The organism is Vibrio sp. A11 (assembly GCF_013048705.1).
Taxonomy (GTDB): domain Bacteria; phylum Pseudomonadota; class Gammaproteobacteria; order Enterobacterales; family Vibrionaceae; genus Vibrio; species Vibrio metschnikovii.
Window position 1 is genome coordinate 345,518 of the sequence record NZ_VHSI01000001.1, and the last position, 25,472, is coordinate 370,989.

Annotated in this window: 25 protein-coding genes; 17 read left to right on the forward strand and 8 right to left on the reverse strand. The window is 44.7% G+C overall.

What is annotated here, in order from left to right:
- Window positions 1–260: 260 nt before the first annotated feature.
- The gene (locus FKQ60_RS01505; RefSeq protein WP_170905901.1) at window positions 261–1,517 is read left to right on the forward strand and encodes an aromatic amino acid transport family protein; all 1,257 of its coding nucleotides are present in this window, start codon (window positions 261–263) and stop codon (window positions 1,515–1,517) included.
- A gap of 202 nt (window positions 1,518–1,719) precedes the next feature.
- The gene (locus FKQ60_RS01510; RefSeq protein ID WP_004395125.1) at window positions 1,720–1,938 is read left to right on the forward strand and encodes a hypothetical protein; all 219 of its coding nucleotides are present in this window, start codon (window positions 1,720–1,722) and stop codon (window positions 1,936–1,938) included.
- Between the two features lie 192 nt (window positions 1,939–2,130).
- On the opposite strand, the gene FKQ60_RS01515 is transcribed toward FKQ60_RS01510, so the two are convergent.
- Complete coding sequence (locus FKQ60_RS01515; protein WP_158138536.1) at window positions 2,131–2,385, reverse strand: DUF1289 domain-containing protein; 255 nt, start codon at window positions 2,383–2,385, stop codon at window positions 2,131–2,133.
- Between the two features lie 207 nt (window positions 2,386–2,592).
- Here FKQ60_RS01515 and FKQ60_RS01520 point away from each other — a divergent pair, with 207 nt between their 5' ends.
- The 5 genes from FKQ60_RS01520 (at window position 2,593) to FKQ60_RS01540 (ending at window position 7,360) form a co-directional block, all read left to right on the forward strand.
- A complete protein-coding gene (locus FKQ60_RS01520; protein ID WP_004395124.1) occupies window positions 2,593–3,036 on the forward strand; it encodes an META domain-containing protein in 444 nt (147 codons plus the stop codon).
- Window positions 3,037–3,271: 235 nt separating this feature from the next.
- Window positions 3,272–4,417, forward strand: a complete 1,146-nt coding sequence (locus FKQ60_RS01525) for an ABC transporter substrate-binding protein (protein ID WP_004395123.1) — start codon at window positions 3,272–3,274, stop codon at window positions 4,415–4,417.
- 8 nt (window positions 4,418–4,425) lie between these two features.
- Window positions 4,426–6,084, forward strand: coding sequence for a thiamine ABC transporter permease (locus FKQ60_RS01530; protein ID WP_170905902.1), 1,659 nt, complete (start codon window positions 4,426–4,428; stop codon window positions 6,082–6,084).
- A gap of 3 nt (window positions 6,085–6,087) precedes the next feature.
- Window positions 6,088–6,735 (forward strand): ATP-binding cassette domain-containing protein, encoded by a 648-nt coding sequence (locus tag FKQ60_RS01535; protein ID WP_170905903.1) that lies wholly within the window; start codon window positions 6,088–6,090, stop codon window positions 6,733–6,735.
- Window positions 6,728–7,360 carry a CDP-alcohol phosphatidyltransferase family protein gene (locus tag FKQ60_RS01540; RefSeq protein ID WP_004395120.1) on the forward strand — a complete coding sequence of 211 codons (633 nt, stop codon included), beginning with the start codon at window positions 6,728–6,730 and terminating at the stop codon, window positions 7,358–7,360. The genes FKQ60_RS01535 and FKQ60_RS01540 overlap by 8 nt, the downstream gene beginning before the upstream one ends.
- 112 nt (window positions 7,361–7,472) lie before the next feature.
- Here the strand turns inward: FKQ60_RS01540 and FKQ60_RS01545 are convergent, their stop codons facing one another.
- Together FKQ60_RS01545 and FKQ60_RS01550 are read right to left on the reverse strand one after the other, a co-directional pair.
- Complete coding sequence (locus FKQ60_RS01545; RefSeq protein ID WP_161425556.1) at window positions 7,473–8,171, reverse strand: TIGR01621 family pseudouridine synthase; 699 nt, start codon at window positions 8,169–8,171, stop codon at window positions 7,473–7,475.
- A gap of 266 nt (window positions 8,172–8,437) precedes the next feature.
- Window positions 8,438–9,772, reverse strand: coding sequence for a sodium-dependent transporter (locus FKQ60_RS01550; protein ID WP_004395118.1), 1,335 nt, complete (start codon window positions 9,770–9,772; stop codon window positions 8,438–8,440).
- Window positions 9,773–10,116: 344 nt separating this feature from the next.
- Here FKQ60_RS01550 and cls point away from each other — a divergent pair, with 344 nt between their 5' ends.
- On the forward strand, window positions 10,117–11,571 hold the full coding sequence (cls, locus tag FKQ60_RS01555) for a cardiolipin synthase (protein ID WP_004395117.1): 1,455 nt from the start codon (window positions 10,117–10,119) through the stop codon (window positions 11,569–11,571).
- A 32-nt stretch (window positions 11,572–11,603) separates the two neighbouring features.
- The gene (locus FKQ60_RS01560; protein WP_004395116.1) at window positions 11,604–12,800 is read left to right on the forward strand and encodes a cystathionine beta-lyase; all 1,197 of its coding nucleotides are present in this window, start codon (window positions 11,604–11,606) and stop codon (window positions 12,798–12,800) included.
- A 32-nt stretch (window positions 12,801–12,832) separates the two neighbouring features.
- Here the strand turns inward: FKQ60_RS01560 and FKQ60_RS01565 are convergent, their stop codons facing one another.
- A complete protein-coding gene (locus FKQ60_RS01565) occupies window positions 12,833–13,390 on the reverse strand; it encodes a DNA-3-methyladenine glycosylase I (RefSeq protein ID WP_040904250.1) in 558 nt (185 codons plus the stop codon).
- A 303-nt stretch (window positions 13,391–13,693) separates the two neighbouring features.
- On the opposite strand from FKQ60_RS01565, the gene sapA reads away from it, so the two are divergent.
- The 5 genes from sapA to FKQ60_RS01590 are packed head-to-tail and all read left to right on the forward strand — an operon-like array spanning window position 13,694 to window position 18,932.
- Window positions 13,694–15,316: an ABC transporter substrate-binding protein SapA gene (gene sapA / locus FKQ60_RS01570; protein ID WP_170904589.1), complete on the forward strand. Its 1,623-nt coding sequence runs from the start codon at window positions 13,694–13,696 to the stop codon at window positions 15,314–15,316.
- Window positions 15,316–16,278 carry an ABC transporter permease subunit gene (locus tag FKQ60_RS01575; protein ID WP_154167957.1) on the forward strand — a complete coding sequence of 321 codons (963 nt, stop codon included), beginning with the start codon at window positions 15,316–15,318 and terminating at the stop codon, window positions 16,276–16,278. Before sapA ends, FKQ60_RS01575 begins: the two co-directional genes overlap by 1 nt.
- Entirely contained in the window at window positions 16,265–17,152 is an 888-nt protein-coding gene (sapC, locus tag FKQ60_RS01580) for a putrescine export ABC transporter permease SapC (protein ID WP_154167955.1), read from the forward strand. Before FKQ60_RS01575 ends, sapC begins: the two co-directional genes overlap by 14 nt.
- A complete protein-coding gene (locus FKQ60_RS01585; protein WP_004395112.1) occupies window positions 17,152–18,141 on the forward strand; it encodes an oligopeptide/dipeptide ABC transporter ATP-binding protein in 990 nt (329 codons plus the stop codon). Before sapC ends, FKQ60_RS01585 begins: the two co-directional genes overlap by 1 nt.
- 2 nt (window positions 18,142–18,143) lie before the next feature.
- A complete protein-coding gene (locus tag FKQ60_RS01590) occupies window positions 18,144–18,932 on the forward strand; it encodes an ATP-binding cassette domain-containing protein (RefSeq protein ID WP_154167953.1) in 789 nt (262 codons plus the stop codon).
- A 110-nt stretch (window positions 18,933–19,042) separates the two neighbouring features.
- Here FKQ60_RS01590 and FKQ60_RS01595 read toward each other — a convergent pair whose 3' ends face one another.
- Together FKQ60_RS01595 and focA are read right to left on the reverse strand one after the other, a co-directional pair.
- Window positions 19,043–19,432, reverse strand: a complete 390-nt coding sequence (locus FKQ60_RS01595; RefSeq protein WP_040904785.1) for a DUF2750 domain-containing protein — start codon at window positions 19,430–19,432, stop codon at window positions 19,043–19,045.
- A gap of 241 nt (window positions 19,433–19,673) precedes the next feature.
- On the reverse strand, window positions 19,674–20,516 hold the full coding sequence (gene focA / locus FKQ60_RS01600) for a formate transporter FocA (RefSeq protein ID WP_170905904.1): 843 nt from the start codon (window positions 20,514–20,516) through the stop codon (window positions 19,674–19,676).
- A gap of 252 nt (window positions 20,517–20,768) precedes the next feature.
- Here focA and FKQ60_RS01605 point away from each other — a divergent pair, with 252 nt between their 5' ends.
- The 3 genes from FKQ60_RS01605 (at window position 20,769) to FKQ60_RS01615 (ending at window position 22,585) form a co-directional block, all read left to right on the forward strand.
- On the forward strand, window positions 20,769–21,005 hold the full coding sequence (locus FKQ60_RS01605) for a TIGR02647 family protein (RefSeq protein WP_004395108.1): 237 nt from the start codon (window positions 20,769–20,771) through the stop codon (window positions 21,003–21,005).
- A gap of 127 nt (window positions 21,006–21,132) precedes the next feature.
- Window positions 21,133–21,963: an NAD-dependent epimerase/dehydratase family protein gene (locus tag FKQ60_RS01610; RefSeq protein ID WP_170905905.1), complete on the forward strand. Its 831-nt coding sequence runs from the start codon at window positions 21,133–21,135 to the stop codon at window positions 21,961–21,963.
- Window positions 21,956–22,585: a YdcF family protein gene (locus FKQ60_RS01615; protein WP_158143798.1), complete on the forward strand. Its 630-nt coding sequence runs from the start codon at window positions 21,956–21,958 to the stop codon at window positions 22,583–22,585. The genes FKQ60_RS01610 and FKQ60_RS01615 overlap by 8 nt, the downstream gene beginning before the upstream one ends.
- A 206-nt stretch (window positions 22,586–22,791) precedes the next feature.
- Here FKQ60_RS01615 and FKQ60_RS01620 read toward each other — a convergent pair whose 3' ends face one another.
- Window positions 22,792–23,370 carry a thymidine kinase gene (locus FKQ60_RS01620; RefSeq protein ID WP_040904246.1) on the reverse strand — a complete coding sequence of 193 codons (579 nt, stop codon included), beginning with the start codon at window positions 23,368–23,370 and terminating at the stop codon, window positions 22,792–22,794.
- A 169-nt stretch (window positions 23,371–23,539) separates the two neighbouring features.
- Window positions 23,540–25,315 (reverse strand): aspartate--tRNA ligase, encoded by a 1,776-nt coding sequence (gene aspS, locus FKQ60_RS01625; protein WP_170905906.1) that lies wholly within the window; start codon window positions 25,313–25,315, stop codon window positions 23,540–23,542.
- Window positions 25,316–25,472 lie beyond the last annotated feature (157 nt).

The window sequence follows — 25,472 nt, forward strand, 5'->3', positions numbered from 1 at the left end:
GAGATTGATTCGATATCTGAATCATCAAGAACAGCCGTTCTCAAATTCATACAACTCTAAAAATTAACTTAAAATAGAAATTAAAAACCAATAAAAATAATAAAATCGGAATAAAAAACCAATATTTTCACTTTTACATAGTTCCATTGGGCCGACAACTGAGGGTTAATCAGTGAATGTGACCACTACCACAAAAAGCCTTCATCCACTAAATGTGGTAAGTTTTACCACATTATCATTTCTATATGGCTCTAATTTCAGTGAAAGACTCCCAAGAAGCATTGCATTTTAGCATCACTCCAGAAAAGACCGCTTGGAACCGACATGACACTTATTGGTCACTCAGCTTATTTGGTACCGCCGTCGGTGCCGGCATTCTTTTTTTACCCATTAATCTAGGGCTTGGTGGGTTTTGGCCGTTATTGATTATGGCGCTTCTCGCCTACCCAATGACGTACTACTCTCATCGCGGCCTAGCAAGATTCGTCTTATCTTCTGCTTATCCTAACAGTGACTTTACGGATGTGGTTGAAGAACACTTTGGAGTCACGGCTGGCAGAGCCATTGCATGGTTATACTTTCTGTCTATTTTCCCTATCTTATTGATTTATGGCGTGGGATTGACCAATACCGTTGATAGTTTCTGGGTTAACCAAGCACAGCTCAGCGCTCTGCCTCGTTGGTTACTGTCCGGTGTTCTAGTCAGTGGGTTGATTGCGATTATGCTCGGCGGTGAAAAAATCATGTTACGCGCATTCGCCGTCATGGTTTATCCTCTCGCGGCCATTTTAGCCGCTCTATCACTCTATTTAATTCCACGCTGGCATCTGCCTTCTCTTGCTCTGCCGAGTGCTGGGGAATTTATTCATACCGCTTGGCTATCAGTGCCGGTGATTGTTTTTTCATTCAGTTATGCTGCGGCTATTTCGAGTTTTGCTCATAAGCAGCGACGCTATTATCAGCAACAAGCCTTAAAGAAAAGTGAACAGATACTAAAACGCACCAGCATAGTGCTGATTGCTTTTGTATTGCTGTTTGTTTTTTCATGTGTGTTAACGCTATCCCCAGAGCAACTCCTTGACGCTAAGACGCAAAACTTATCTATTTTGTCTTACTTAGCGAACGCGACTGATAATCCGTTTATTGCAACGCTCGGCCCACTGGTGGCTTTTATTGCGATTACTTCCTCTTTCTTAGGGCATTTTTTAGGGGCTCGTGAAAGCTTAAATGGATTACTGACTAAGCACAGCTCTCTGAATTACGCTCAGGCGAATAAATTAGGGATTGGATTTCTATTTGTGACTATTTGGGCAGCGGCAATACTCAATCCAAGTATTTTAGGTATGATGGAAGCGTTATCTGGACCCGTTATCGCCTTAATTTTATTTATCATGCCCATGATTGCCGTCTATCGTGTTAACGCTCTCAATGGTTATAAAAAACACCTAAGCACTTACTTTGTATTTGCCATTGGCATGATGGCAGTCTCTGCTTTGCTTTATCGCTTACTCCATTAAGTCTCGGTAACATCTCCTCCTCTCCACTGGAATCTCATCGGCGGAGAGGGGCGCGTTATAGTGATGGAGAAACGACTTATTTATCAAGGAGTAAGATCAATCATCGTCATACTTTAGTTAAAATACTCGCAGAACTTGTTGACTAATATTTAACCAAGTCGTACCTTGTAATGTAATCTTCATCACATTAGAAGGCTATTCCATGAAACGCTCTAGCGCAACTTCGCGTCTGCAAATGATTAAAGAAGTTGCAAAACGCAACACCTCTCCCACCAATGCCGATCCTATGGCGCAATACATCAATACATTAATTCACAACAAAACCAGTCAACCGAAACAAGAACCGAAACGGATTTTCTCAGGTTTGCATTTTGATGAGCATGCCGGTGGATGGGTTAGCGATAACTGGGATAATAAATAGTCCAACTCTCGCGAACCACTTTATTGCTGATACCCTACCGATGCGAAGGCCAAACGTCGAACTCGATTGGATGTGCAGCTAGTCGTCCTTAGGGTATTGCCAACTATGGTGTGATTAGAAATGGATTTCATGTGACACTTTTTTACCGCCGTTCATCGAGTATCATTCGCTTAAAAGTACGAAACCGAGCGACTAGAACAGTTCGTTTTGTCGATCCTCGTTAGCCATTTCCATCCTCTTATTGGCCTGATTTTGCTGTGATCGTTGTTTACGCCGATAACGTTGCCGACAAAGATGAATGACATGCAGTTGCTGAGCTGGCGTCATATCTAACCACGTAAAGCGTTCCTCTCTTTTACGCATACAGCCCTGACAATAGCCTTTTTCATCCACGCTACAGACACCCACACAAGGGCTTGGGATCTGGAAAAACTCCAATTGCTCCATAACCACTCCATTGTTTTATGCCCTATCTGACCCCATAAACAATTCGGTTAGCGATTATCTCATGATCGCCTACGCTTTAGGCATGACAGTCCGCTAACACAACTTAATCATGGCTCGTTATACTCTATGCCAATCATCTCATCAACTTAACGTGATTAGGTTGTCCTGATGCTATTTGATGTCCGATTGTTGATTAGGAGTTCTCACATGAAGCTTAGTTCAAAAGCCCTACTTGCCGCAATATCCTTACCTGTCTTACTCTCTGCTTGTGCAGGTTACCAAGATAAAACCGAGATTACTGCCGACGTACTGCAACATCATCATTGGCAACTGACTCATATCGATGGGCAGCCGTTGGTCATGGATGAGCATTATGACGCACCAAGACTCGAGTTTGGCGAAAAAATGATGGCCAGTGGTAATGCCGGCTGTAACAACTTTTTCGGTCAAGCCGAGCTAAAAGATAACAAACTGCGTATTGAAAGAATGGGCATGACGATGAAAATGTGTATCGGTGATGTTATGGATACCGAGCAACTCGTCTCTCAATCATTGAGCGACTGGAATGACGTAACATTAACCGAAGAAACACTAACCTTAAAAAACCAAGCACATACACTTACTTTCACGTTGAGTGATTGGGTTAAGTAAAAGCCATCGGTTTTTCATGTTCACAGTGAGTAATAAAAAAAGACAGCTTTTTGCTGTCTTTTTTTATTAAGCCAATTTTGTTACACAGAAGATTAACTTATTTAATGATTTTCCTTCATAATGGATCGATATGGCGGTTCGATAAAGGGCGAGGACAGCGAGTTATTGCAGCAAAATGACTCCGCATTGCCGATAGCACTGTCACCCTCAGTAGAAAAAGAGATTAAGGATAATAATGAAAAACTGGCTAGCTCTACTCTGCGCAAGTTTACTGTCGTTTGCGCTTCATGCCCAATCTTGGCAAGACATCACCCAACAAGCTCGAGGAGAGACGGTCTATTTCCATGCTTGGGGTGGCAGTCAAGAAGTTAACAACTATTTACGTTGGGCGGCTGTACAACTCAAACAACAGCACGACATCAATTTAGTGCATGTGAAGGTATCTGATATTGCCGAAACGGCCAGCCGACTAGTCGCAGAGAAAGCCGCAGGCCGTCACGATGCTGGTAGTGTTGACATGGTGTGGATCAATGGTGCTAATTTCAAGTCGATGAAAGATAATGGATTATTATACGGCCCAATCGTTGACATGCTACCCAACTGGGCAATCGTCGACTCATCACTTCCGGTCGATCGTGATTTTGCTGAACCAACGGAAGGGTTAGAAGCCCCTTGGGGAGTCGGTCAGTTAGTGTTTATTCACGACCACCAAAAGCTCAATAATCCCCCACAATCTTTCGCAGAGTTGCTCAGTTATGCCAAGGTATACCCTAACCGGATTACTTACCCTCGCCCACCTGAATTTCATGGTGCCAGTTTTCTTAAAGCATTATTGATTGAATTAACGGCGAACAATGCTGCATTAGGTTTACCGGTTGATCACGCGTCTTTCCCTATCATCACTAAACCGTTATGGGATTATTTGGATCAACTGCACACCGTCGCTTGGCGATCAGGGCGACAATTTCCATCTGGCTCATCAGAAATGCTCCAATTACTGGATGATGGACAAATTGATCTTGCGATTACTTTTAATCCTAATGCTGTTTTTGCCGCTCAGGCTGCGGGTAAGCTGTCAAAAAGTACACAAAGTTACGCGATGCAAAATGGCGCTTTAACCAATATTCATTTTTTAGCCATCCCTTGGAATGCCAATGCCAAAGCGGGGGCTTTAGTGACAATCAACTTTTTACTCAGCCCAGAAGCCCAATCTCGTAAAGGGGATTTGGCTATTTGGGGTGACCCTGCCGTGATCCAAAGGCAACACCTTAGCGGCTCTGCCAGCCGTTCGAAATTGTATCCTTCGATAGACGAACCTCATCCCAGTTGGCAAACTGCGTTAGGGGAAGAGTGGCAGCGTCGTTACGGTCATCGTCAATAACGATCATTATGCGTTTACGATTGGCTTATTGGGGCGTACTGCTGATTTGCGTTGCGCCGATCATTCCTGGAGTGCTCGGTATCGTCAGCTCTGCGTTGGGTTATATCCCTGCCGTAGGATTGAATAGTGCTGGCGTTGAGGCTTTTCAGCAAGTTTGGCAATGGACCGGTATTGAACGTTCATTGCTGCTCTCGCTTAGCTCAACCCTATTGAGTACCTACCTTGCCTTAGCGATCAGTTTTGCTATTTTAGCCTCGCTTTGGCACTCTCCATATTGGCGAAGGGTTGAACATGCGTTATCCGCGCTGCTTGCTCTTCCTCATGTAGCTTTTGCGATTGGCTTTGCCTTCCTATTTGCACCGACAGGAATGGTTTCGCGTTTGATCCATTCCATGTCGGGCTATCAACCTTCCACTCAAGGTGCCACTTGGCTAGTTCAAGATCCCTACGCGCTGGGACTCACTATCGCCTTAGCATTAAAAGAAGTTCCTTTTCTACTTTTGATGAGCCTCTCAGTGGTACAACAGTTACGCATTCCATCCTTACTCACCGTTGCGGCCTCTCTCGGCTACTCACCTCGTCAAGCTTGGTGTAAGTTGGTTTTTCCACAATGGCTATCTAAAATGCGCTTTGCCTTATTTGCTGTCACTAGCTACGGTATTTCGGTAGTCGATCTCAGTCTAATTTTAGGTCCGAATACCCCTCCGACCTTCGCAGTCTTAGTCTGGCAATGGTTCAGTGATGCCGATCTGCAGCAAATTCCCCGCGCCGCCGCTGGCGCGTTACTGCTCTTAGGATTAGCGAGTATCATGCTGCTGTTAGTATTACTGATTGAGCGCATACTCTTGGGTTTATGCCGTCAATGGATGTGGTCAGGCCGTTACGCCTTATTCTTACCAGGAAAAAGCTTACTCTGTTTAGTGTGCTTTATTTCTTTGAGTATTTTCCCTCTGATGATGCTATGGAGCATTGCTCAGCGTTGGCGTTTTCCTGAGTTGTGGCCCAGCGAATACAGCTGGCGTTTTTGGCTAGCGGAGTGGCCAACCATGCTCCCCGCTCTCTATCAAAGTGTTGGTTTAGCGCTGGTCAGTGGTAGCCTAGCACTGTTTTTTGCTGTCCTCACTCATGAGTATCGTCAAGCTTCGCCTCGCTCAGTACCGACCTATTTGATTGTCATGCCAATGCTAGTCCCTGCACTCTCTTTATTGTTTGGCGTACAAATTCTCACTTTACTGATCTCAGGCTCAAACTATGTCTTATGGGTCGTTTGGGGGCATCTCTTCTTTGCCTTTCCGCTGGTGTATCTTGCGCTTGATGGGGCATGGAAAAGCTACCCTGCTGACTACCATAAAATCGCCGCCAGTTTAGGTAAAAGTGATTGGTCTATCTTTTGTAGAGTTAAAGCACCCTTATTAAGGCCGGCTATGCTCTACGCTTGGGCGGTAGGGGTTAGTGTGAGTTTAGCGCAATATTTACCAACGCTGATGCTTGGAGGCGGTCGCTTCGCTACCATTACTACCGAAGCGGTGACACTATCCAGTGGTTTTGACCGCCGGGTAATGGCTATTTATGCTCTTTGGCAAGCCGTGTTACCGTTCATTTTTTTCTTGCTTGCGATTATTCTTAGTCGCGCCTTTCAGCCTCAATCTTTAACAAGAAGCCGTTAACTAATGAGTTTTTATCTCAAAAACCTTACCCTACATAAGCCAGATGGCCAGCCACTGCTAAGCCATTTTGATTTAACCATTCATCGAGGTGAGATCGTCAGCCTAATGGGGCCAAGCGGCTGTGGTAAGTCGACCTTACTCAATGTTATTGCCGGACATTTACCCACCGATTTTCGTTATCGTGGAGAGATGACATTCAATCAACAAGATCTAACGACGCTGCGCCCACATCAACGCCAAATTGGTTTATTGTTCCAAGATGATTTGCTATTTCCGCATCTGAATGTGTGGGAAAATTTAGCCTTTGCTTTACCCAATACAGTCAAAGATCAACATCGCAAACGACAAGCGCAACAAGCTTTAGAGAACGTATCGTTACTCGCGTTAGCGGAGTCTTTCCCAGACCAACTGTCGGGTGGACAAAGAGCCAGAGTCAGTTTGCTGCGTATGCTGCTCGCTCAACCTCGCCTAGCGCTACTTGATGAACCATTCAGTAAATTAGATAAAACACTACGGATACAATTTCGCCAGTGGGTATTTGAACAGTTAAAAGCCTCGCAAATTCCAACCTTAATGGTCACTCATGATGAAGAAGATGTGCTTCACTGTGATCGTGTAATCCAATGGCCTGAGGAGCAACTCAATGCTTGATCGCTACATTATCCCGGTTATTCGCCGCCCCTTATCCTATGCGGCAGAGCAATTGGATGAACTCAACGTGACCGCAAATCAGGTGACACTCTTCGGTTTTGCTTTGGGGTGTTTGGCTTTTCCAGCGTTATTATTAGAGCAGTATACTTTGGCTTTATGGCTGATCCTCGCTAACCGACTTTGTGATGGGCTGGATGGAGCATTAGCGCGAATTCAAGGACTCACTGATGCAGGGGGATTTCTCGATATTAGCTTAGATTTTCTGTTTTATTCGTTAATCCCTTTTGGTTTTATTCTCGCGAATCCAGAAGCCAACAGCATTGCGGGCGCTTTTTTGATTTTTTCGTTCATTGGTACTGGGTGCAGTTTTCTCGCTTTTGCCGTCATGGCCAGCAAGCACGGGATCATCAACCCTGTTTATCAGCATAAGTCTTTGTATTATATGAGTGGATTAACCGAAGGGACAGAAACCATCGTTTGTTTGGTTCTATTTTGTCTCTTTCCTGACTATTTTTCACTGATTGCCTATCTGTTCGCAGCGGCTTGTTGGATAACGACTGGAACACGGCTCTATTCTGGTTTTCATACACTATCAACATTAGAGAAAACCAATAACTCACATTAAGACGTTCCGACACAACCCATTAGTGACAGCGTCACTAATGGGCAATCCGTTTTGGTCGAAATAGAACGACACTATTCAACGGTTAATATAGCGGATAATCACAACTCTTCGCTTAGCGAGCTTTGATCTCAGGCCAGAGGATATTCCAAGGTTTAATCCAGTTATCAATACCTTGACTAACCATAGGCGAAGACCATTTTTCGCCTAGCAGAGGGGCATTTCTTGGATCACAAACAAACTCAAAGTGTGTGCCCTGAAAAGAAAAACGCAAAGCAAAAGCATGCAGATACCCACGATCCGCTTGGCTAGTCGGCAAATAAATAGGATCACCGACGATAGGCGAGCCTATCGATTTGAGTGCTACTCGAATTTGGTGGGTTTTGCCAGTGTGCGGTTTACATAAAAACAGCCGCTCGCCTGGCTCAGCCGGTAAAGAGAAAAATTGTGTGATGGCTGGGTTATCATACGTTGGTACGAGTTTCCAACTGGCTCGACGTGAACGTTGCATATCACCACTGATCAACCCTTGTTTCTTCTTCGGTTTTTTGGCACCTATCGCGAGATAATATTTCTCAATCTTTCGCTTAGCAAAAGCCTGCGACAATTCACTGGCTGCCGCTGCATTGCGGGCGAGCAGTAGCAAACCAGAAGTCATTTTATCTAAGCGATGCACCAAATACAGTTGTGTATCGCCACTTTGCTGCCCGACTTCATGCAGCAACATCGTCTCCCCATCATCTTTATGAACAGAAACATTAGGGTGTTTATTAACGACTAAAAAATCCGTATGCGTCACAACTATATCAAACATGGTATTTTCCGAATAAAAACGATATTCACCTACGGCGACTTCAGACTGTAGATGAATAATAAATTGAGACCGAGGATCATAAAGCAACGGCTAAGTTTCACCTAGGTTTAGTTAATAAGCGAAACCGAAGGCTTCTATCGCGAATAAAGTGGAGTGGTAGCTAGACGTCAGCAAATGCTGAAAGTTCATAATCACTTATTCAATGCCCCGTAAACGCAAACACCGTCATGGCAGACGGTGTTTGCGGCGAAAATTAAGCAGGTTAATTAGGCAAAAAAGACCAATAACATCAACACAGGACAGACGATACGCACATACGTAGGCCAAATTTTCCAAAACCAGCTTTGTTCTATTTCTGGATAACCTTGCTTTAACTCATTGAGAATGTGGTTACGATGCCAAATCCACCCGACCATTAAAGTGATCAAGAGAGCAATAATTGGTTGTGAATAAACGGTAGTAAACTGAATCACCAGACCAAATAACGCCGAGAAATTAAAGACAATCACCGCTGAAAACAACGTAACTAAACCGCCAATCCACAACACCGCCGAGCGGCGGCTCTGCTGCAACTCTTCAGTGGCACACGCCACGGGCACTTCAAGCATGGATATTGATGAAGTCAGGGCAGCAATGACCATCAATAAGAAGAACACTAAACCGATTAATGTCCCGACGGTGCCCATGGTATCAAACATGGCAGGTAAAACCGTAAACACCAAGGTATCTGAATTGAGTAACTCACCCGAGGCAGAAAAAATTTCTACGCCATTATGTTTAGCCACAAACATCGCAGGTAAGATCATCAAACCAGCAATAAAAGCAACACCAGTATCAATCAGTGCTACCTGAGCGGCCGTTTTAGGGATGTTGGTCTCTTTCTTCAGATAAGAGCCATAAGTGGTCATCACACACACACCCAATGAGAGAGAAAAGAACGCTTGTCCCATCGCACTGACAATCAGTTGCGGTGTCAGATGACTGAAATCGGGTACTAAGTACATGGTTAACCCATCCCATGCGCCTGGCTGAGTGAAAATATACACCGTCAATAAACCAAATAGGATAAATAGCAGAGGCATCAGACGAGTCGACCACTTTTCAATCCCATTTGCGACCCCATTACTGACCACAAACATGGTCAGAGCCATAAAAGCCATCATCAGAATTAAGTTACGTTCGGTACTAAAAGTGGTTAACCATTGGCTAGCACTCTCTATGCCTACCAATTCTAAACTGCTGCCAAATAATGACCCTAATAACCAACCAGCAACAATCGCGTAAAAACTGAGAATTAAAGAGACGACGACCATGCCGATAACGCCAAGTAAGATGGCACCGAACTTGCCTTTTGGCCATACCGAACGAAACGAGCGTATCGGGTTAGATTGCCCATAACGCCCTACGGTCAATTCGGCCACCAGCATAGGAAACGCCAATAAAAACACCATCAGTAAATAGACGATTAAAAAAACCGCACCGCCGTTACTCGCAGCTTGAGTCGGAAACCCCCAAACATTACCCAAACCGACTGCAGAACCTGCTGCTGCCATAATAAAACCAAATCGGGAGGTGAATTGGCCTCGAGAACTACTCGCCATAAATAGATACCATCATGTTATTGTAAACGCACTAACCGCCCTTAGTGTGTACAAAAAAATATACACCAAAACAAAGCACGACTATCAACGTGGATATAGCAAGTAAAACAGTTTAATTATAAAATTGGAAGTCCGAACGCTCTAAATAAACACCAAGATGAAGCCTCTTTTGTCTGTTTGGTGCTTTTTTGTTCGACCCATTGATCATCTTAGGTTCCTCCACCGCATTCTTCTTTTAACGATCACTTTTTTGTACAGTTCTGTTTCATATCACCTTTCAATCCTTCCTTCTCTGACGCTTTCCCTTTACTATCCACATAGACAACAATCAATACCGTGAGTATATGGATAAGATTTATCACTTTTTAACGTTAGCAAGCATCGTGATTTATTGGCTACTGGTCGCCGGGGTCACTCTGCGCGTTGTTCTTAAACGTAAGGCCATGAGCGTCTCTCTCGCTTGGTTAATGATCATTTACATCATTCCTATTGTCGGCGTGATCTGTTACTTCATGTTCGGGGAGCTGAACCTTGGTCGAACCAGAGCCGAACGAGCAAAAGAGATGTTTAAACCGTTTGGTGAATGGTTTCGTTCACTCAATGATTGCCAAGCGCATATGCCTGAAACCATGGGCGCTCATATTTATAAAATTGATGAGCTGTGCAACCGTCGCATGGGAATTCCGGCGTTAAGCGGCAATACACTCTCACTGCAAAATTCGCCTAATGAAATCCTCCATTCGATCATCGCTGATATCGAAAAAGCACAACATAATATTCGCATGGAGTTTTATATCTGGTATCCCGGCGGTTTGGCTGATGCCGTTGGCTCGGCTTTAATTCAGGCGGCTAAACGCGGCGTCGATGTCAAACTATTGCTCGACTCCGCAGGAAGCCCGAAATTTTTCCGTAGTCATTGGTACAAATTAATGCGCAGTTCTGGCATTCATGTCGTTGAAGCGTTGCAAGTCAGTCCTTGGCGGATGCTATTTCGCCGTTTAGATCTTCGTCAGCACCGTAAAATTATCGTTATCGATGATAGCATTGCTTACACTGGCTCAATGAACATGGTCGACCCTGCGTTTTTCAAGCAAGACTCCGGCGTCGGGCAATGGATTGATATTATGGTACGTATCACTGGGCCTACCGTTAATGTCCTCTCAGCTATCCATTGTTGGGATTGGGAGGTAGAAACTGGGTCGCGGATGTTGCCTAATATTCCAGAATGCCAACTCGATACAAGTCAACCCCAACACCCGATACAAGTCGTGCCATCCGGACCGGGAATGCCAGAGCACTTGATCTTACAAGTACTGATTCTTGCTATGCATCAAGCCAATCAATCCGTACGGATTACCACGCCTTACTTTGTGCCAAGTGCTGATTTATTGGCCACATTAAAAATGACGGCGCAACGTGCGATCACGGTTGAATTGATTATTCCGCAAAAAAATGACTCAATGATGGTGCAATGGGCTTCTCGTTCATTTTACGAAGAATTGCTTGCAGCAGGCGTCACTATTTACGAATTTCATGGTGGATTACTGCATACTAAATCGGTTGTTATTGACCAAAAATTCTGTTTAGTCGGCACCGTGAATCTTGATATGCGCAGCTTATGGCTTAATTTTGAAGTCACGCTAGCCGTTGATGATCAAGAGTTCACTCAGCAATTGTATTGGCAACAACAAAGTTATATCGACCAATCTCAAGCCGTCCAAGCCAGTGAGTGGGAGAAGCGATCCTTAGGTCATCGCTTTTTAGAGCGGGTATTTTATCTGTTCAATCCTCTTCTGTAATCGACTAGGAAACTTTAGACAAGGACTCTGACATGTCACACAATAAAAAGACTCAATTGATCACTGCTGGTCGAGATAAAAAATGGACACAAGGTAGTGTCAACCCTCCGGTTCAACGCGCATCAACCATTGTTTTTGATACGGTTGCCGATAAGCATCACGCGACGGTGAATCGAGCCAATAAGACTCTTTTTTATGGTCGCCGAGGAACCACCACTCATTTCGCCTTTCAAGAAGCGATGAGTGAATTAGAAGACGGTGCAGGTTGCGCCCTCTACCCTTGCGGTGCTGCGGCGATCAGTAACGCAATTCTGGCCTTTGTTCAATCCGGCGATCACTTATTAATGGTCGATACCTGTTATGAACCAACGCGTGATTTTTGTAACACCATACTCAAAAAATTTGGGGTTGAAACGACGTATTATGACCCGATGATTGGTGAAGGGATCAGCGCTCTTATCCAGCCTAATACCAAGATTTTATTTACCGAGTCACCGGGCTCTATCACCATGGAAGTTCAAGATATTCCCACCTTGGCTCGCATTGCTCATCAACAAAATATCATTGTGATGATGGACAACACGTGGGCTGCGGGTATTCAGTTTGCGGCGTTACAACATGGTGTTGACATATCGATTCAAGCGGCGACCAAATACATTGTAGGCCACTCCGATGTGATGCTTGGTACTGCCGTTGCTAAAGCGGAATATTGGGACCAATTACGTGAAAATAGCTATTTAATGGGCCAATGCATTTCACCTGATGATGCTTATTTAGGTCTTCGTGGATTAAGAACCTTAGCGGTCCGTTTACAGCAACATCAACAAAATGCCCTTGCGGTGGCCAATTGGTTAGCCACTCATCCTTTAGTGGATGAGGTTCGTCATCCGGCATTCGCCAGTTGTCCAGGACACGAATTTTTCCAACGTGATTTCACTGGTGGCAACGGACTTTTCTCGTTTGTTCTTAAAACCAGCTATCCTCGTGCAACCACCGCTCTGCTCGATGGCATGCAACATTTTAGTATGGGTTATTCTTGGGGTGGCTTTGAAAGCTTAATTTTAGCGAATGAACCGAAAAGCTTTACCCAGTTACGAAGTGTCTCTCGACCCAATTTTGACGGGACTTTAATTCGTTTACATATTGGCTTAGAAGCGGTAGAAGATTTAATTGCTGATCTTGAACAAGGGTTTGCACGCTATCAAACCGTATTGGACTCTCGTTGCTGAACGCTTGTTTTGCCGATAACTGAACATTTTAGTTATCGGCATGGGCAATTCAAAAGGTGATCATTAACCATACCTACCGCTTGCATAAAAGCATAGCACGTCGTCGGTCCGACAAATTTAAACCCGTGTTGCTTTAAATAGTGGCTCATTGCACTCGACTCATCACTGTAAGCCGGAACTTGATCTGCGCTTTGCCAGTGGTTGATCTTCGGCTCTCCGCCAACAAAAGACCATAATTTATCGCTCAATGACCCACATTCTTTCTGTATCGCTATCGCAGCACGAGCATTAGTAAACACCGACGCTATTTTTCCACGATGTTTAATCACATCAAACTGGCTCATGATCGCTTCAACATCAGCATCATCGTATTGAGCTAACACGCTCAAGTCGTAATTGGCAAACGCTTGTCGATAAGCCTGACGTTTTTTTAATACCGTTAACCAACTAAGCCCAGCCTGAGCGCCTTCTAAAGTGATAAATTCAAACAAAACCCGATCCAGATAGGCTGGCCTGCCCCATTCCGTATCGTGATATTCACGCTCAAGAGGATGCTTTAGTGCCCATGGACAGGTTAAATTACTCGTCATTGTTACCTACTCGTTGGATGTTTGGTTTAGCTCAAGGATAAAATTATTCCGCTATACTGTGATGACCGATACCGAAAAGCAATCAAATCTAGAGGAGTGATGAACCTTCACGATGATGTTATTAGCGCTTAACATCGATGTCGATTGCTCAAGATTAATATCGAATACTATAGCGTTCTTCGCTAACCCAGCAATTTTCACAGAAAAGAGGCTCTTCGCTTTACTTGGGTATGATAGTACGACAACTTCAAGTAGAATAAAGGGATATTGCTTAGCCTCGTTGCTCACATGCGCACTTCTATTATGAATAGTTTATTACGATACACCATAGGCTTATCTGGCCTAATGTTGCTAATTGGATGTGGTGAAAGTATCGAACATCATCAAATCCGCCAATCTGGATTTGTCTATTGTGGACAAGGTAGCCCTAGTACATTTAACCCTCAGTTGGTTGATAGTGGCATCACTTCCGAAGCTTTAAGTCCACAATTGTATAATAGCTTGCTCACCATCGATCCTGATTCTCATTTTATTCAACCTAGCTTAGCCAGTGAGTGGTATGCGACTAATCAAGGCACCGAGTATATTTTTACCCTGCGTTCCGGCGTTGAGTTTCAAACCACGCGCTGGTTTACTCCAACCCGCGCACTGAATGCAGAAGACGTGGTCTTTAGTTTCAAACGTATCATCGATCCTACGCATCCATTTCATAGCATCAATAATGCAAGTTATCCTTGGTTTACGAGCTTAAACATCACGAATACTCTCAAAGAGGTCGAGGCGTTAGATGCTAATACGGTAAAGTTTACTCTGACTCGACCAGATAATACCTTTTTAGCCAATATCTCTACAGCGCACGCGGTCATCCTCTCGGCGGAATATGCACAACAACTGCAAGCCAGTAATCAATTAGCGAATATTGATACCCATCCCGTCGGTACTGGGCCGTTCTATTTGGATGAGTATCAACCTCTTGATCTGATTCGTTTACGTCGCCATCCACACTATTGGAATGGACCGGCGAAAATGCAGCAAGTGGTGTTTGATATTTCCCAACGCGGTACCGGAACGCTGGCTAAGTTACTGCGTCACGAGTGTGATGTGTTAACGTCACCGATCGCCAGTCAACTGCCAATCATCGAAAATCAGCCACACCTCACTCTCAAATCTAAGCCGGCGATGAATATTGCTTTTATTGCAGTGAATACCTCACATCCAGCGCTGAATGATGTTCGGGTACGTAAAGCGCTTAATTTTGCGATCAATCGACAAAATATCTTAGATTCGGTGTACTACGGTACCGGCAGCATCGCCTATAACCTACTACCGCCAAGCTCATGGGCTTATCAAAAAGATACGGTACAAATTCGCTATGATCGTAACTATGCGCTCGCTCTATTACGTGAAGCTGGCGTTACCTCAGGATTAGAGCTCACCATGTCGGTTCCAAATGAACCTCGGGCTTATAATCCTAGTCCAAGAAAAACCGCAGAATTAATCCAGACTCAGTTGGCCGAGGTTGGTATTACACTGCACTTGGTGGCTGAAGATCGCCTACAACGAGGTGAACTGCCACAACGTACAGAAGTCGATTTACTGCTGACAGGTTGGATTGGACACACAAGCGATCCGGACAATTTCTTACGTCCTTTACTTTCTTGTAGTGCGAATCGGGCAGGTCTTAATGTCGCCATGTGGTGCAATGATGACTTTGATTTCCTACTTGATCTAGCAAGAGAAGTCGAGCGACCACGCTATAGGCTTAACCTCTACACCCAAGCGCAAAATATACTGAATCAAGAGTTTCCAATTATTCCTTTAGCGCATGGCAAACAATTTAAAGCGTACACGACATCACTATCGGGTTTTCAACTGAGTCCATTTAATGTGCAACCTTTCAATACCATCGAGAGGATAAGTGAATAATGTTTAACTATACGTTTCGTCGCTTTAACCTCTTTGTGGTGACTTTATTTATTTTAACCTTAGTCGGTTATAGCTTACTCAGATTAGATCCGAGCTCTCATGCGATACAAGATAATTACTGGCTAGGTTGGTGGTCTTATGTGCAAGAACTGGCTCGTTTAAATTTTGGCGTCAATAAAAATGGCACGCCGATCATAGACGAACTATTGCTCGTATTTCCAGCCACCTTGGAACTGTGTTTAATTGCCTTTACCCTAGCGCTTGTGATTGGAATTCCTGTCGGCACCATTGCTGGTATGAAGCAAGGAAAATGGGTGGATACGGCAATTTCTTTTACCTCAATCTCTGGTTATTCGGCTCCGATTTTTTGGGTCGCGCTGATGATGATCATGTTATTCTCACTCAATTATGAAGCACTGCCTGTTGCCGGACGTTATGATTTACTTTATCAAATCCAACCCATAACTGGCTTTGCATTAATAGATGCCTTTCTTGCGCAAGGGCCGGATCGCCACTATGCACTACAAAGTGTGATTGAGCATATGATTTTACCTTGCTTAGTGCTGGCTCTAGCGCCAACCACTCAAGTGATCGGATTAATGCGTGCATCTGTCTCTGATGTGATGGCTCAGAACTATATTCGTGCCGCTCGTATTAAGGGGCTATCGTATTATCGGATCATTACCCAACATGTTCTGCCTAACGCGATTCCACCAATTATCCCTAAATTTGGTTTTGAACTCTCCAGTATGCTGACGCTGGCGATCATTACCGAATCGATTTTTAACTGGCCTGGCATCGGCCGCTGGCTGCTGGAAGCGCTCTCCAACAAGGATTACGTGTCTATGCAAGCCGGGGTAATTGTGATTGGTGTATTGGTATTAACCGCCAATATTTTATCAGACCTCGTCGGAACTCTCGTCAACCCTCTGATAAGGAAAGAGTGGTATGCTAACAAATAGTATTTACCAAGAAGAGCACATCCCGACCCAATTTGAGCGTTTTTGGCGGAGTTTTAAAGCCAATAATCTCGCTATGTTTGGGTTATGGTGTTTATTAATCGTTCTTTTTCTCACGCTGACTTCTTATTGGATAACACCTCACGATCCTCATAGTCAGTCAGGAGAGTTATTAATGCCGCCATCTTGGGATCCTAGCGGAACCGTCAAATTCTTTTTAGGCACTGATGACTTTGGGCGTGATATTTTATCTCGTCTGATTGATGGATCTCGCTCAACCTTGGGTTCTGCATTATTGATCACCTTTATCGCAGCGCTCATCGGATGTTTAATTGGTATTTTAGCGGGCATGACCAAAGGACTGCTCTCAAGCACCCTCAATCATTTATTAGATACGGTCATGTCCATCCCTTCCTTGCTACTGGCGATAATCTTCGTCGCTTTCTTAGGGCCTGGCGAATTTAATGTCTTATTGGCTATCGGCTTAGCCCTGATCCCGCGTTTTGTTCGCTCAGTCTATATCGCAGTACATAACGAGGTAGAGAAAGATTATATTTTGGCCGCTCGCCTTGATGGAGCGAGTGATATTTATCTCTTGTGGTATTCCATATTACCTAACGTACTACCGGTCATTGCCGCCGAGATCACACTAGGGCTGTCGGTGGCGATTTTAGATATTTCAGCCCTCGGTTTTTTAGGTTTAGGCGCTCAATCACCCAGTACCGAATGGGGAGCCATGCTCGGTGATTCTGTGGAGCTGATTTACTTAGCACCTTGGACGGTGACGCTACCCGGCATCGCGATTATGTTTACTGTGGTGATGATTAACTTAGTCGGTGAAGGCGTCCGTCAAGCCTTAAATGCAGGAGTGGAATAATGCCGCTGTTAGATATTCGCCATCTCACGATTGAAATTGATACGCCGCAAGGGTTAGTTAAAGCGGTCGACCGTATGAGCTTAACCATGAATGAAGGCGAGATTCGAGGTTTAGTTGGCGAGTCTGGATCAGGTAAAAGCTTAGTCGCTAAAGCCATTGTGGGGGTGAGCAAAGATAACTGGCGAATTACTGCCGATAGGATGCGTCTTGGCAATATTGATCTGCTCCAACTGACCCCCCGTGAACGCAGACGAGTCATTGCTCGTGATATTGCCATGATTTTTCAAGAACCCTCAACCTGCCTTGACCCCTCTGATAAAGTCGGGGAACAGTTGATTGAATCGATCCCCTCGCGTACCTTTGAAGGGCGTTGGTGGGAGCGTTTTACTTGGCGGAAAAAACAAGCCATTGCTTTACTGCATAAAGTCGGTATTAAAGACCATCGTAAAATCATGGCAAGCTACCCTTATGAGCTAACCGATGGTGAATGCCAAAAAGTGATGATCGCCATGGCGATTGCAGCAAAACCGAAATTGTTGATTGCCGATGAACCAACAAATGACTTGGACCCCATTACTCAATCACAAATTTTACGTTTACTCAGTCGGATGAACCAAGTCAATAATACCTCTATTTTGTTAGTCGGCCATGACTTAACCACCATTACCCAATGGGCAACACGCATCACTGTTATGTATTGTGGTCAATCCGTGGAATCCGCTGATACACCTAAGATCATGACTGAGCCTAAGCACCCTTATACCGTTGCGCTTCTCAAAGCGATGCCCGATTTCAGTGATTGGATACCTCACAAACAGAAGCTGCAATCATTGCCAGGCTCCATTCCCCCATTGCAACATCTCCCGATCGGCTGTCGCTTAGGACCTCGTTGTCCTTATGCTCAGCGTCAATGTGTCGAAGTGCCTGCCACTCGATTCATTAAAAGCCATAAGTTTGCTTGTCATTTTCCACTGAATATGGAGCCATAATCATGAGTGCTTCACTGCTAGAAGTTCATCAGTTGTCCAAAGATTTTGTGAATCGCTCTGGTCTGTTTCGTAAAACCATTCACCATGCGGTCAAGCCAGTGAGTTTTAGCTTAGAGGCTGGACAGACTATTGGTTTTATCGGTCAAAATGGCTCAGGTAAATCGACTCTTGCACGTATGTTAGCAGGCGTAGTCGAGCCATCCGGCGGCGACATTTTGGTCAATGGTGAGCGTCTGGCACATCAAGATTACAGTACACGTTGCAAATTAATTCGGATGATTTTTCAAGATCCAAATACCTCGCTCAATCCGCGCCTACAAATAGGTAGAATTTTAGAAGGCCCGCTGAAACGTAATACCAGCATGACACCAGAAGCACGGATGAATCGCGTAAGAGACACCTTACTGCGCGTAGGACTGCTTCCAGAACATGCTTACTTTTATCCACAAATGTTAGCCACTGGGCAAAAACAGCGGGTTTGCTTGGCTCGGGCGCTGATTTTGCAACCTTCGGTGATCATTGCCGATGAAGCATTAAACGGTTTAGACATGGCCATGCGATCACAAATCATCAACCTTTTCTTAGAGTTACAAGAAGAAATGGGCGTGTCTTTTATTTATGTTTCGCAACATATTGGCATTGTTAAACATATCACGGATAAAATCATGGTCATGCATGAAGGTGAAGTTGTTGAGTCAGGTAACACTTTACAAGTCTTAGCTGATCCCCAGCACCCCATCACTCAACGGATGATTGAAAGCCATTTTCAAAAAGCACCAAACTTTAAGTAACAGCTTAGCCAGTAACATAAAGCATCATTGAGCGGTTAAGATCAACGATTGAATGCCTACTCGAATAAGCAAAAGGCCCAAATCATTGGGCCTTTGTTCTCTAACTCACTTTATTGGGCGGACTTTTGCTTATTCAATTCCCTATCAAATTCATCGGGAAATAAGACCACCCCTTCTTCATTCTCATTCGGACAAACTACAACCGAAAGATCATCATCTGCCAATCCAGGAGTCCAGCGACTGCGCCATTGATTAAGAGGAATAGACTGAGCTTCACACTCTGCCCACTCGCCAGTAGCCCATGCCTCGGCTAGCTCACGATGCGGCCAAACGGGCACACACTCTTCGTCTTCAGTATTGAGCATCACACAGCCATCTTGGTCTTTTAAAATCCAGACTTGCTGATTAGCAACAATGTGCTTAATGCAATACGTTAAACGCTGTTCAGAATCATACTGATTGACGGCCGCGATTTGCTCCGCGCTAAGTGAATTAGACATAATATTCTCCGCTTTTTTTAAGCCCAAGATCATACCGTAATTTAATCATTACGCCAGCTCCGTTTGCGCCGCCACGACAACATCACATTCATACTCATCGCTGCCGCTGCACCTTAGCCGTGCTATCACTGCACGAATGTCGTGCATCATTTATACGAAAAATCATTCAGTTAATGTTACGCACTGAGTTTGAAAGCACTTATCCACAGAAAATGTGGATAACCAGCCCAACGATAAAAACCTACTCTTTGAGATAAATTAGCCAATACCAAATCCCCACAAACACACCACCACCGACAATATTGCCCAAGGTAACAGGAATTAAGTTATCGACAATAAAGTTCATCATGGTTAAGTCGGCATACTGGGCGATATTCGCCCCAGTCATCTGCCAAAAAGCTTCAGGGGCCACGTATTTGATGCCAATGGCTAACGGAACTTGATACATGTTAGCAATACAGTGTTCAAACCCAGAAGAAACAAACATCGCTACGGGTAAAATGAGTACCATGACTTTGTCTGTTAAAGAGCGAGCACTGAAAGTCATCCATACGGCTAAACAGACCAAAATATTGCACATCAAACCAAGAGAAAAAGCCTGCAGAAAACTATGATGCAGCTTATGCTCGGCAATCGCCATTGCATTTAAACCGAGTTGTCCGCCATCATCCATAAACTGCTTGGTTGATAACATGATCCCAACCAATAAAACAGAACCACATAAGTTACCAAAATAGACCACGATCCAGTTTTTGACTAACTGTGGCCAAGAAATTTTCCCACTCGCTTTGGCGACCAAGGTCAATACAGAGCTGGTAAAGAGCTCTCCCCCCGTAATCACCACCAAAATCAATCCAAGACTAAAGGCTATCCCGCCAATCAGCTTAGCAATACCGTAGGGAATATCTTGTGCGCCCGTGGTAACCACGGTGTAAAACACAAAAGCGATACCAATATGAATGCCTGCAGAAATCGCCAGTAAAAACGATTTATACATAGGTTTAGTGGCTTTGCTTTCTCCGGTGACGGCAGCACGTTCCGCCATTTGTGGAGGAAGCAGAGAGTCGAACTGGTTCAGATCCATAATTAATGTTACATTTTGATACAGGTAAAAGAGTGGCGGATAATCGCTCCATTTCCTTTTTTGTTCAAGGGGGTATTATTGATGTTTACCAAAAATGTTTTAAAGCCTACCTCACGCAGCTTATTTCTCCTTCCTTTAACTGCATAAAAAAAGCCCATAATGGATTAAGATAACAGTTCTCTATGTTTATGATTGCGTCTTTTTCTTTCGACGATTAAGGTGAATTTAAATCAACCATAGTAAGGGTTTACGATGAAATTTTCTCCACAGCACCTTGATGAATTAAACCTGCTTATTCAATTTGATGTCAGCAGCGCAGCAACGGGTATAAAAGTACACAGCGATGCTCCAGAAGCACTCCAAGCTGCTGCACAGCGACTTCATGAAAAAGGCTTATGCAGCTTACCCGATGGTGGTTATTTGACTCACGAAGGGATTGAAATGGCCGAACTTACCCAACGTCTTTTGCACGTGTTAACTCACGCTTAATCTTCTTCCATCAAACCATGCGATAATAACGTTAACTTTCGGCTCATCATTCACGGTGGTTTTGGAGTTAACGTTATTGCTCTCTCAGTGACAAGCTCCTAACAACCACTATCCAACAGGTAATTGTATGCAACGTATCGCCATTATCGGTGCAGGTTGGCTAGGCCAACCACTGATTCAACATCTCAAACAACAAAATTATTACGTTTGTGCCAGCCGCACCAGCCTATCAGGCGTTGAGCAATTGCACGCACAAGGTGTGGATGGGTTTGTTTGTCAGTTACCAGATGCCCCCCAGCTTGTCGAAGCGCTCTTAAACTTTCGCTGCGATGCGTTGATTGGCTGTTTTCCTCCCGGTTTTCGCAAAGGCCACGGCACCGACTACCAAGCAAGCTGGCAAACGTTAGTTAACGCAGCACAACAAGCGGGCATCCGCAAAATTATCATGATCAGCTCAACCAGTGTTTATCCTGACCAAGCAAAAACGATGCGTGAAGAAGATGCATCTTTGGTTCAGTGTGAACAAAACTCTATGTTTTCAGAGAAAGCCAAAATCATGCTCTGCGCCGAACAAGCCGTTATCGATAGCGGTATCGAGTATGCTATTTTGCGTTGCAGTGGGTTAATCGGTCCCAATCGCCACCCTGCTCGCTTTGCGCTTCGTCTTTCTCAAGTCAGCGATCAAGCGCCCGCCAATATGGTCCATCAATATGATGTTTTACAAGCGATTACTTTTTCGCTGAGTGAGATTAACAACCACATTATCAATGTCACTACGCCGACAACGGTCAGTAAAGCCGAGTTTTACCGAGCGGCTTTGTCTGCGGTTCAATCACCTCATCCGTTACCACCGATTGTTCATTTACCCGATAAACGAATTGTCAGTGATAAGCTGATCACGATGGGATTTCATTTTCACTACGCTAATACATTAGAGGCGCTGCACGGTTATGAGTAAACGTCTTTATCAACATTTAGAAACTCTCTGGCAGTTTATGCAAATGGGGCACGAGTTAAAACCTGCTGATGTGATCGTTGTCCCTGGTAGTAATGATATACGTGTTGCCGAAGTGGCCGCGGATTTATACCAAAGAGGACTAGCACCGTGGGTGCTTTTTTCTGGGGATAAAGGGCGCTTTACGGAAGATTTATTTGAGTACAGTGAAGCTGAAACATTCGCGATGGTCGCTAAAGAGTGCGGCTTACCCAGTTCTGCGATCTTATTAGAAACCCGAGCCACCCATAGTGGTGAGAATGTGTGTTTGAGTCATCAATTGCTTAGTGAGAAAGGTATTCAGGCTCAACGTTTACTGATTGTGCATAAACCATATATGGAGCGACGCGCTTTCGCGACCTTTACTAAACAGTGGCCAGCAACGTTGACGTCTTTGCAAGTGACCTCTTCTGGCGGAGATTTTTTTGATTACTTGACCGAATCCCTGACGCTCGATGTAGTACTCCACGCCTTACTGGACGATTTTCAACGTTTGTTGGATTACCCTGCGCAGGGTTTTCAGGTTCCCCAATCGATCCCAGATGAAGTACAGCAAGCTTATCAAGCCCTTAAGCGGTTGTTTTAAACATTCATTATACCCAAACAAGTTGAAGTTGCAGGTAGGCGGCAAGTGAGTAAATCCCCATGAGCATAGGCAAACTATGTGATTGGGGTGAACGAACGTAGCCAACACCGCTGCAGCTTCAAGTAGGAAGGGTATATTAGGGGCAAATGAAGGCTTGCCCCTTGTCTACTGAGATGATTGACGGCAAGGAATATCGCGAACAGAACTCAACGCCCAAGCGCTTGTTTATAGTGCTGTCGGCATACCGAGACATAGCGGTCATTACCACCAATATCCACTTGGTCACCTTCACTGATCGCCTGACCGTGCTCATCGGTACGGATCACCATATTCGCCTTGCGACCACAATGACAAATGGTTTTCAGTTCAATCAATTTATCCGCCCACGATAACAGATATTTACTTCCCTCAAACAGCTCACCCAAAAAGTCGGTACGCAAACCATAGCAAAGTACCGGAATATCTAACTTATCGACCACTTCCGTTAACTGATACACTTGCTCGCGAGTTAAAAACTGGCATTCATCAACCAGTACACAATGGCGTTTCTGTTCGGTATTTAATTGAGTGATCGCGTGCAATAAATCGGTGGTGTCATCAAACAGATGAGCATCCGCTTCAAGGCCAATACGCGAGCTGACCTTACCAACACCAAAGCGGTTATCAATCGCGGCAGTAAAAATCACCGGAGTCATGCCCCGCTCTTGGTAGTTAAACGACGATTGCAGCAAGGTGGTTGATTTACCCGCGTTCATTGCGGAGTAATAAAAATACATCTGAGCCAACGGGGAGGTTTCCTATTAAAACTAAAAAGCGCGCCATTGTAGCAAACCATCATCAAATGTGGATGCTTATTAGCGACGATAAGGCTTGTTCGTGAGCTTAACGGATCATTTCTACGATAAAAAAGGGCGGCTCAAAGCCACCCTCTTCTTATCATCAAACAACCATCGTTTACTGTGCTTTTTCTTTAGCTGCCGTCACGGCAATCGCTAATTCTTCAAGAGCGGCTGGGTTAGCGACACTTGGAGCATCCGTCAATAAACAAGCCGCTGCGGTCGTTTTCGGGAAAGCAATCACATCGCGGATGTTTTCCGTTCCACACAACAGCATCACTAAACGGTCTAAACCAAACGCAAGGCCAGCGTGTGGTGGTGTGCCGTATTTTAGTGCATCCAACAAGAAGCCAAACTTCAAACGTTGCTCATGCTCATCAATACCCAGCAAATCAAATACCGCTGATTGCATGGTCGCATCATGAATACGAACAGAGCCACCACCGACTTCATAGCCGTTTAACACCATATCGTAAGCATTAGACAACGCATTACTTGGGCTGGCTTTTAATTCTTCTGCCGTCATATTCAATGGTGCAGTGAATGGGTGATGCATTGCCGCAACATTGCCTTCGCTGTCGGTTTCAAACATAGGGAAATCAACAACCCACAATGGTGCCCAAGTGGCCCCGTTGGTGATGGCCAAATCTTTGCCTACTTTAAGACGTAAAGCACCCATCGCTTCCGCGACAACATTGGCATTATCAGCGCCAAAAAGAATGATGTCGCCATTCTCTGCTTGAGTACGCTCAATAATTGTTTGCACAATCTCGGCATTTAGGAATTTAGCGACTGGCGATTGGATCCCCTCCAAACCAGCAGCGCGATCATTGACTTTCAACCACGCTAAACCTTTCGCGCCATAAATAGCGACAAACGCGGTGTATTCGTCAATTTGCTTACGCGATAGCGCTGCACCACCAGGGACGCGAAGCGCAGCAACACGACCTTTTTCATCATTGGCAGGACCAGAGAAAACTTTAAAATCGACGTCTTTCAGTAAATCCGCTACATCAACCAGTTCCATTGGGTTACGCAAATCAGGCTTATCACTACCAAAACGACGAATCGCTTCGCTATACGGCATGACGGGGAACTCACCCAAATCAACATCCAATAGCTCCAACCACATCTCACGAATCATTTGCTCAGTAACCGTACGAACTTGATCCGCCGTCATAAATGAGGTTTCGATATCGATTTGAGTAAATTCTGGTTGGCGATCGGCACGTAAGTCTTCATCACGGAAACACTTAACGATTTGATAATAGCGGTCAAAGCCAGACATCATCAGTAACTGTTTGAATAACTGAGGAGACTGAGGTAAAGCATAGAAACTGCCTTTGTGCACCCGACTTGGAACAAGATAATCACGTGCACCTTCTGGCGTTGCTTTGGTCAATACTGGCGTCTCAATGTCCAAAAAGCCATGTCCATCAAGGAAACGGCGAACAAAACTTGACGCTTTGGCTCGCAGCTTAATCCGATCGCTCATCTCTGGGCGGCGCAAATCTAAATAACGGTATTTTAGGCGCTGCTCTTCCGAGTTCTTTTGGTTGGAATCTAAAGGTAAGGCTTCTGAACGGTTGATGATCTGCAAATCTTGAGCCAGTACTTCTACTGCGCCCGTTGCCATATCTTGATTGATTTGACTGTCTGGACGAGCGCGGACTTCACCCGTTAGCTTGATGCAGAACTCATTACGCACTTGGTTGGCAATGTTAAACACATCCACCATATCGGGGTCGACAACAACCTGAACGATACCTTCACGATCTCGCATATCAATAAAAATCAGACCGCCTAAATCACGACGGCGGTTAACCCAACCGCAAAGTTCTACTGTTTGTCCAACAAGGGACTTGTTCAGGTGACCACAATAATGGCTACGCATAATGAAATTCCCAACCTCTATTTAATTCATCTTATTCCTAGCCGCAGATAATGTTAGCTACGGCGCATGATTCCATTTATACGCTGAAAAAAGTTGAAAATCGACCTTCCAGAATACAATTTTGCTGTGTTTTCTTCTGCCCTGCTTTTTCCGTACA

Coding starts and splice junctions, on each gene's coding strand:
- FKQ60_RS01510 (WP_004395125.1), top strand. CDS start 1,720: ATGAAACGCTCTAGCGCAACTTCGCGTCTGCAAATGATTAAAGAAGTT.
- FKQ60_RS01515 (WP_158138536.1), bottom strand. CDS start 2,385: ATGGAGCAATTGGAGTTTTTCCAGATCCCAAGCCCTTGTGTGGGTGTC.
- FKQ60_RS01520 (WP_004395124.1), top strand. CDS start 2,593: ATGAAGCTTAGTTCAAAAGCCCTACTTGCCGCAATATCCTTACCTGTC.
- FKQ60_RS01525 (WP_004395123.1), top strand. CDS start 3,272: ATGAAAAACTGGCTAGCTCTACTCTGCGCAAGTTTACTGTCGTTTGCG.
- FKQ60_RS01530 (WP_170905902.1), top strand. CDS start 4,426: ATGCGTTTACGATTGGCTTATTGGGGCGTACTGCTGATTTGCGTTGCG.
- FKQ60_RS01535 (WP_170905903.1), top strand. CDS start 6,088: ATGAGTTTTTATCTCAAAAACCTTACCCTACATAAGCCAGATGGCCAG.
- FKQ60_RS01540 (WP_004395120.1), top strand. CDS start 6,728: ATGCTTGATCGCTACATTATCCCGGTTATTCGCCGCCCCTTATCCTAT.
- FKQ60_RS01545 (WP_161425556.1), bottom strand. CDS start 8,171: ATGTTTGATATAGTTGTGACGCATACGGATTTTTTAGTCGTTAATAAA.
- FKQ60_RS01550 (WP_004395118.1), bottom strand. CDS start 9,772: ATGGCGAGTAGTTCTCGAGGCCAATTCACCTCCCGATTTGGTTTTATT.
- cls (WP_004395117.1), top strand. CDS start 10,117: ATGGATAAGATTTATCACTTTTTAACGTTAGCAAGCATCGTGATTTAT.
- FKQ60_RS01560 (WP_004395116.1), top strand. CDS start 11,604: ATGTCACACAATAAAAAGACTCAATTGATCACTGCTGGTCGAGATAAA.
- FKQ60_RS01565 (WP_040904250.1), bottom strand. CDS start 13,390: ATGACGAGTAATTTAACCTGTCCATGGGCACTAAAGCATCCTCTTGAG.
- sapA (WP_170904589.1), top strand. CDS start 13,694: ATGAATAGTTTATTACGATACACCATAGGCTTATCTGGCCTAATGTTG.
- FKQ60_RS01575 (WP_154167957.1), top strand. CDS start 15,316: ATGTTTAACTATACGTTTCGTCGCTTTAACCTCTTTGTGGTGACTTTA.
- sapC (WP_154167955.1), top strand. CDS start 16,265: ATGCTAACAAATAGTATTTACCAAGAAGAGCACATCCCGACCCAATTT.
- FKQ60_RS01585 (WP_004395112.1), top strand. CDS start 17,152: ATGCCGCTGTTAGATATTCGCCATCTCACGATTGAAATTGATACGCCG.
- FKQ60_RS01590 (WP_154167953.1), top strand. CDS start 18,144: ATGAGTGCTTCACTGCTAGAAGTTCATCAGTTGTCCAAAGATTTTGTG.
- FKQ60_RS01595 (WP_040904785.1), bottom strand. CDS start 19,432: ATGTCTAATTCACTTAGCGCGGAGCAAATCGCGGCCGTCAATCAGTAT.
- focA (WP_170905904.1), bottom strand. CDS start 20,516: ATGGATCTGAACCAGTTCGACTCTCTGCTTCCTCCACAAATGGCGGAA.
- FKQ60_RS01605 (WP_004395108.1), top strand. CDS start 20,769: ATGAAATTTTCTCCACAGCACCTTGATGAATTAAACCTGCTTATTCAA.
- FKQ60_RS01610 (WP_170905905.1), top strand. CDS start 21,133: ATGCAACGTATCGCCATTATCGGTGCAGGTTGGCTAGGCCAACCACTG.
- FKQ60_RS01615 (WP_158143798.1), top strand. CDS start 21,956: ATGAGTAAACGTCTTTATCAACATTTAGAAACTCTCTGGCAGTTTATG.
- aspS (WP_170905906.1), bottom strand. CDS start 25,315: ATGCGTAGCCATTATTGTGGTCACCTGAACAAGTCCCTTGTTGGACAA.